This window comes from Arachidicoccus sp. (assembly GCF_050436765.1).
Taxonomy (GTDB): domain Bacteria; phylum Bacteroidota; class Bacteroidia; order Chitinophagales; family Chitinophagaceae; genus Arachidicoccus.
The window spans coordinates 1-7048 of the sequence record NZ_JBNQGD010000388.1; the positions used below are offsets into that span (position 1 = coordinate 1).

The window sequence follows — 7048 nt, forward strand, 5'->3', positions numbered from 1 at the left end:
AAGCCGCGGGAATTATCGCCTATCAGCCCGGTGGTCAACCAGGTTATGATAATTCTCAATTTTTTATCAGAGGAGTAACAACTTTTGGTTATAATGCTAACCCGTTAATTTTAATTGACAATATTGAATCATCTACGACGGATCTGGCTAGGCTACAAGTCGACGATATTGAATCATTTTCAATCTTAAAAGACGCTGGGTCAACGTCTCTATATGGGTCGAGGGGAGCTAACGGGGTATTGCTTATTACAACAAAAAAGGGGAAAATGGAAAAGGCAAATGTCAACTTCAATTTTGATAATTTCATTTCGTCTCCAACGAAGAATATAAAAATAGCCGATCCCATTACTTATATGAAAGACTATAATGAAGGACAAGTAACGAGAGACCCGAGAGTTATACCACAATTCGATGCCAATAAAATATATAATACGCAACAAACACTTAACCATGCCGCTGGAAGCAATCCATATGTATATCCTGCGGTGGATTGGTTAGGTTCTTTATTTAAAAAATATACAAGCAACCGGAGAGCAAATTTGAGTGTACGTGGTGGTGGCAAGGTAGCGGTATATTATATTTCTGGGTCATATAATTTGAATAATGGGATTTTGAAGGTTAGCCCGGTTAATAATTTTAATAACAATGTGCGATTGCAGTCTTCTCAACTTCGATCTAATATTGATGTAAACTTGACTAAAACGACAGTGTTGTCTTTAAAAATCGGAGGCGTATTTGACGATTATAATGGTCCGATAACCTCTGATCCAAGCGGTGCGACGGATTTGTATGATCGTATTATGCATACTAGCCCGGTGTTGTTTCCCGCATATTTTCAACCTGATTCTGCTAACAAGTTTACACATCATGTTCTTTTTGGGAATTATAGTCTCGGCGGCAATACTAATATTTCGTTTGATAACCCTTATGCAGATCTATTAAAAGGTTATTCACAGTATACGCAATCTACTATAAATGCTCAAGTCGATTTGAATCAAAAATTGGATTTTATTGTTTCCGGCTTAAGTTTTTCCGGAATATTTTCGTTAAACAGATATTCTTATTACAGTGCGTCTAGGCAATATAATCCATTTTATTATCAAGTCCAGAATTATAACCAAGTTAGTAATATTTATAATTTGCAATTAATAAATAATCAAACCACCGGAGACATTCCAACAGAATATCTGGATTATTCACCAGGTTCTAAGAATGTCTCTTCTCAAGCCTACATCCAGGGCATTTTAAACTATAACCAAACATTTGGAAAACATACATTGGACGTTACTTACGTTGCATCCAGAGAACAGACAATCAATAGCCAATTAAATCTTCAAGATAACTCCGCTCTCGCAGCATCTTTGCCTTATAGGAACATCAATAGTTCAGGGAAAATTTCTTATACTTACGATCGGAGATATTCTTTAGAGGGTAACTTCGGATATAACGGAAGTGAGCGTTTTAACTCAAATCATCGGTGGGGATTTTTCCCATCCGTGGGCCTCGCATGGAATGTATCAAACGAAAGTTTTTGGAAGGACGATCTTAAAAATGTTATCTCTCGATTTAAAATAAGAGGGACCTATGGAATCACAGGTAATGATGCATTAAGTGCTCAAAGATTTTTTTACTTGTCCAATCTAACTTTGGATGCAGGAAGTCCCGTAAGTTTTGGAACTGCCAATGGCTATACACATGGTGGCATTCAAACATTGGGTTACCCTAATCCAGACATTACTTGGGAAACCTCCCGCCAGACAAATATTGGTGTGGATGTAACATTTTTTAGAAGTTTAAGTGTCTCCGTTGATATATACAAACAATATAGGTATAATATATATCAAACGCGAGTTGTACCACAAGCTCTTGGATTGGAGGCACCTGTTGCGGCAAACCTGGGAAGTGCTAATTCCAAGGGTCTAGATATTCAGATCGATTATTCGAAGCAAATTTCAAATGATTTAAGTATAAGTGGCAGAGCTAATCTTACAGCTACACAGTCTCGCTATGGTAAATATGAAGAGCCTGACTATCCAGGCGAACCTTGGCGAAAGAAAGCTGGAACACTCATCAATCAAACTTATGGTTTTGTTGCAGAACGCTTATTTGCAGATAATCAGGAGGCTGCCAATTCACCTTTACAATCTTTTGGTGGCGCACTCCCAATGGGAGGAGATATAAAATATCGGGATATTAATGGAGACGGGGTAATAACGCAAGGAGATGATGAAGTGCCTATAGGTGATCCCACTGTGCCGCAGATAACCTATGGTTTTGGTGCAAGTCTTAGGTATAAATCGTTCGATATAAACGTCTTTTTTCAAGGTAATAGGAAGGTTTCATTTTTCCTTGATCCTACTCAAATTAGCCCGTATATAAACGGAGGTGAAAATGGTTCATCGGGCGCAACACAACTTTTAAAATCTTTTGCAGACAATCATTGGTCGCAAAACAATCAGAATCTATATGCTGAATATCCGCGGTTAGGGGTAACATCGGATGCCATAAAAAATAATCTTCAATCAAGCACATGGTGGTTAAGAAATGGATCGTTTTTGCGATTAAAATCACTTCAATTTGGTTATACTATAGCTTCCAATAGGTTAAAAAAATACCACCTAAATAATTGCCGATTTTATGCCGATGGTTTAAATATGTTATTATTTAGCTCCTTTAAGGAATGGGATGTAGAACAGGGAGGTAACGCATTTAATTATCCTATCCAGCGATCTTTTGATATAGGTGTAAATATTAATATAAACTAATCATACTCATGTATTTTAACAAAGTTGTTATGAAAAAAAATAATATATTATTAGCCATTATAGTGTTATTAGTTTCTTCTTGCAATAAATATCTAAATGTAGTACCAGACGATGTTGCCACAATTGATTATGCTTTTAGAAATCGTACTGAAACGGAAAATTACCTTTTCGCTTGTTATTATCAAATGCAGCAAATGCAGAACCTGACATCCAATTTAGGTTTTTGTACCTCTGGGGAATTGATTTACAGATATCCCCTAACCGCCGGCCAAGAATTGTCTTCAAATGCAAATTTTCAAATATTAAGAGGCATTTTGAATGTCCAATCTCCCGTTTTAGATGATTATCAGAATATTTATATTGCAATAAATAGGTGTAATACCCTTTTGGCGAATATAAGTAAACCTCCAGATTTAACTGAGGCAGATAAAGCAAGATGGACAGCCGAAGCTAAATTTTTAAAAGCGTACTATTATTTTTATTTAGTTCGAAAGTATGGCCCGGTTCCTTTAGAGAAAGAGAACATTCCAGTAAATGCTCCCACAGATGTTGTAAGGGTTCCCCGTTTTCCTATTGATAGTATTTTCAATTATGTTTTTGAGGAGTTGGACCAAGCGATACCCGATTTGCCGCCTGCTATAACAAATACTGGACAGGAATATGGAAGAGCTACTCAGATAATGGCGTTGGCTTTGAAAGCAAAGGCCATGGTTACATGGGCTAGTCCCTTATTCAATGGTAATTCGGACGAAGCTGCATTAAAGAACGAGGATGGAACTGTTTTATTTCCGCCGTCTGTGGTCTCTGCCAAATGGGATTCTGCTACAATCGCCTGTAAGGCAGCAATAGATGCATGTAAAAATCAGGGAATAAGTTTATATAAATATATACCTCAATCGACCTCATTTATTAACGACTCTATTGTAAGATTATTATCTATTCAGGCACCCGTTAATTTCCCCGCAACAGCGTTAATTGGTGAAGATATTTGGCCCGGAAATACTCCATGTTTAGACCAAGGTTGGTATTGCCCTTCTATTTCCACTGCATCAATAGGTTCGCAAGCTCACGATGATGATGCTGTGCTGGCGGCACCCATTGCGATGGCAGAACTATTTTATACGAAAGATGGTGTACCTATAAACGAAGATAAAACTTGGAACTATTCAGAAAGATATACCCTACGTACTGGAGACGCCGCTAATAAGTATTATATCCACCAAGGCTATCAGACTATATCGATGCATTTTGACAGAGAGCCCAGATTTTATGCCGATCTTGCCTTTGATGGAGGTGTGTGGTATGGTTACGGCGTTACTGACATGAATTCCCTTCAATATGTTGTCAGTACTTCTCGTGCAAGATCGAATTTAACTGGTTATTGGGCTAAAAAATTGGTTCCATACACTACGTCTTTTAGTGGCTCAAGGTTATCCCAATCTTCGTATAATCCTCCTGTAATGCGTCTTAGTGACTTATATTTATTGTACGCAGAGGCATCAAACGAGTCAAAGGGCCCTAACCCCGTAGCCTACGCGTATATAGATAGTGTTAGGGCAAGGGCCGGACTACAAGGAGTTGTACAGTCTTGGGCGAATTTTTCGACTAATCCTTCGAAGCCTTTATCTCAATCTGGGCTTAGGAGTATCATCCACCAAGAACGAAGAATTGAATTATGTTTCGAAGGAGACGCTGGTTGGGATTTACGCCGATGGAAAGAATATTTAACCACTTTTTCTAGTCCTGTGCAGGGATGGAATTATTTATATGCGACAAATGCAACACAATATTTTCAACCGGTAAATATTTTTATTCCCGTGGTTGGGCCGCAGTCCTATTTTTGGCCGCTAAGCGCAAGTGTACTGCTCAATAATCCTAAATTAGTTCAAAATCTGTATTGGTAATCTTCCAATTTTTAAATATCAATGAATATGAAATATTTTATTAACCTGTTCTTTCTTTTGCTATTGCTGAATATGCAGATAGGTTGTGATAAGAAAAGCGATTATATCAAAGTCGTATCGACAGACAGAACTAAGCCTGGACCCGTTTCTAACGTTAAGGTAATAAATGGTCCGGGAATGGCTACCCTTACTTATACGTTGCCAGATTCAAAAAATATCTTATACGTATTGGCGACCTATAAAATAAATGATACTTTAGTGGAGCAATCTGTCAACAGCTATTTTACGGATACTATTTTTGCAAAAGGGTTTGCCAAAAGCAAAGACTATACTGTAACACTGAACGTTGTAACACGGGCCAAAATAAAATCTGACCCGGTAACGGTTACAGTGCATCCAACTACCCCTCCATATTTATTGTCTTATGAGTCTATACATTTATCTTCCACATTTGGAGGCGCTTATATAACGGCAAAGAATAATACGGGGCAGCTTGTAGGAACAGTTTTGCTAAAATATGATTCAGCAACTAAAAAAATGTTACCTATTGATCAATTTAACGGTTCTGATAGTATTATAACTAGATCTGTTAGAGGTTATCCATCTATTCCCTATTTATTTGGCGCATGCGTCGTCGATCAGTATGGAAATTCATCTGATACGGTCTTGACTACATTAACACCCCTTCCTGAAATGCAATTGGATAAAAGTTTGTTTTCGGAGTTCACCCCAGCATACCCTACCGACGCGCCCATTTCGGGCGGATGGCCAGTCGCCGGTTTGTGGGATGGAATTACGAACCAGGATGGATCGGCGTCATGGAGAGGGCTTGCACCGCCTTCCGGTAAATTTCCTATATATTGTACTTTTAGTTTAGGTGTTACAGCCAAATTAAGTAGGTACACTATTTGGCAAAGAAGCAGTTTTGCTTATGGTAATGAGAATCCTACGAATTGGAGTATATGGGGATCTCAGAAAGCAATTCCCGCAGATGTTCAATTACCTCTAGGTGTCCCTCGGGGAACTGTTGTGGGTGATTGGATTAATTTAGGGAATTTTGTTTATCTGCCAAGCCCTTCAGGTACCCAACCGAATGGATCAGCGACTAGTGCCGATGAAGCTTTTGTTGCAGCAGGATGGGACTACGACTTTGCTCCTGATAATCCACCAGTACGGTGCATAAGATTTTCATCCGAAGGATCTTTTTCGCAAAAGGTGCTTTGTATAGTACGCGAGCTTACATTTTTTGGGGAACCGCAATAGTTGCTTTTCATAAAATTAAATCGGCTTAGCAAAAAATCCTTATTTTATTTTGTTCAAATAGAACCAAAGATTCCCAAACGATAAATTAAATAAAAAACACTTATGAAAAGTATAATATTGATGTGTCTGATAGTTTCTTTTGCTGTGAGTTGTAATAAACCTACTGATTATGAAAAATATTTGAGCAATCACGAAATTATTTATCCAGGCACTGTTAAACTAAAAGCCGTTGGAGGTAATTATCGAGTACTAATGTATTGGAATCCCAGTCCTGATAAAACAATTGCGAAGTATATGATATACTGGAATCATAATTTAGACTCCATATCTGTCAATGCAACTACTTTAGATCCTGACAGCGTACAACAAATATATTTTGATAACTTGAAGGAAACGCAAGAATATGACTTTACATTTTATTCTTTAGATAGCGCAGGCAATAAATCTATTCCTATCAAATTAAATCCGGTTAGGGTATATGGAAACTACTATCAAAAAAGTTTAAAAAATAGAATATACAGCACTTACTCATATTCCAATGATACCGTTACTATTCAATGGAATAAGCCTGATACAGTGAATATAAACACTCAAATTCGATTTACCAATTTATCAGGGCAGCAAACGATCTTCGATTTGAGCCCTACAAGTAAATCATCAGTTATTGCTCAATACATGCCTAATACATACATTTACTATAAATCGAGCTATTTACCTATTACCAATTCGCCAGATACCTTTTATGTATCTAAATATGACTCCATTTTAATCCCTCAATAGGGTGATAATGTGCTAAAATATTTATTGAAACAAATGAACGGAGAATAACGCTTTGTTGGAGTTATCGAACCACAATTGTCGGGAAGCCTCAGAACCAGATACTATTCTTTCACAAGCTTAGCTTTTGTCGCTTACATCCCATCCCATCCGAAGCTAAAGCAATGGATGGGTTTTAGGCTCCTTTTTTATAAAGTTTTTAGGCGTTAAATAACAGTTCGGATAGTCCTTATGCACATAACTGGAGAGTCAGAAAGATAATTCTTACGCTGTTTTGTATCCGCCTCCTGACTTTGACACTGGGACACCCTGGAAGTTGTATTATTAAATTTCGTCATT

The 7048-nt window shown here is 37.6% G+C and carries 4 protein-coding genes; all 4 read left to right on the forward strand.

What is annotated here, in order from left to right; genetic code table 11:
• A partial coding sequence (locus tag ACQR30_RS16320) for a SusC/RagA family TonB-linked outer membrane protein (RefSeq protein WP_429736823.1) occupies nucleotides 1–2765 on the forward strand: 2765 nt, incomplete at its 5' end.
• A gap of 29 nt (nucleotides 2766–2794) precedes the next feature.
• Nucleotides 2795–4669, forward strand: a complete 1875-nt coding sequence (locus tag ACQR30_RS16325) for a RagB/SusD family nutrient uptake outer membrane protein (RefSeq protein ID WP_429736824.1) — start codon at nucleotides 2795–2797, stop codon at nucleotides 4667–4669.
• 27 nt (nucleotides 4670–4696) lie between these two features.
• Nucleotides 4697–5932, forward strand: a complete 1236-nt coding sequence (locus ACQR30_RS16330; protein WP_429736825.1) for a DUF5000 domain-containing lipoprotein — start codon at nucleotides 4697–4699, stop codon at nucleotides 5930–5932.
• A gap of 102 nt (nucleotides 5933–6034) precedes the next feature.
• Nucleotides 6035–6712, forward strand: a complete 678-nt coding sequence (locus tag ACQR30_RS16335; protein WP_429736826.1) for a DUF4998 domain-containing protein — start codon at nucleotides 6035–6037, stop codon at nucleotides 6710–6712.
• Nucleotides 6713–7048 lie beyond the last annotated feature (336 nt).

What these genes read in the sequence shown, in the direction of transcription:
- ACQR30_RS16325 (WP_429736824.1), top strand. Translation starts at nt 2,795, where the DNA reads ATGAAAAAAAATAATATATTATTAGCCATTATAGTGTTATTAGTTTCT.
- ACQR30_RS16330 (WP_429736825.1), top strand. Translation starts at nt 4,697, where the DNA reads ATGAAATATTTTATTAACCTGTTCTTTCTTTTGCTATTGCTGAATATG.
- ACQR30_RS16335 (WP_429736826.1), top strand. Translation starts at nt 6,035, where the DNA reads ATGAAAAGTATAATATTGATGTGTCTGATAGTTTCTTTTGCTGTGAGT.